Here is a 571-nt window from a genome sequence, read left to right on the forward strand (position 1 = left end):
AGCCATCCTTGGCCGGCAGATCGCGGACATGGCCGAACGAGGCCAGAACCCGATAGTTCTTGCCGAGATATTTGTTGATTGTCTTTGCCTTGGCCGGCGATTCGACGACGACGACGTCCATGAGGTCTCATATCAGCTGTGGGGCGGCGGAAGAATTCCACTGCGCACGACGCGTTCTTTTTCGTCGCTCACATGGCCGTGCTTTTGCAATCGGTCAAGGGCAAGCGGCCAAAATGCGGGGACGTCCGCGGCAATACACTCTTAGAGTGTATGGAGAAGATCACATAATTTCGGGAAGGGCCGCCAGTGTATCGAGCCACCGGACCGAGCCCTCCCATTCAAGCGATTCAGTGCAGTGGCAATGCCGATCGAAGCTGGTGCGACGAGCATCACTGGCATGGCGGAACTGGCCGCCGGATGTATCCGGCAGCCAGTCTATATTCGGCCAGTCTCGAGCCGAACTCAGTCGGCCTTGACGATGTGCCAGACGCCGGCGACGCCGTCGCCGCTCACATCGCCGGCCTTCTTGTCCTTGACGAAGGTGTAAACCGGCTTGCCGTCATAGGCCCAC

Annotated in this window: 1 pseudogene; it reads right to left on the reverse strand. The window is 59.0% G+C overall.

The window, feature by feature from the left end:
• Positions 1-462 precede the first annotated feature (462 nt).
• Positions 463-571, reverse strand: a pseudogene (locus EOA33_RS38020) (hypothetical protein); the annotation flags it as partial.

This window comes from Mesorhizobium sp. M4A.F.Ca.ET.050.02.1.1 (assembly GCF_003997725.1).
GTDB lineage: Bacteria > Pseudomonadota > Alphaproteobacteria > Rhizobiales > Rhizobiaceae > Mesorhizobium.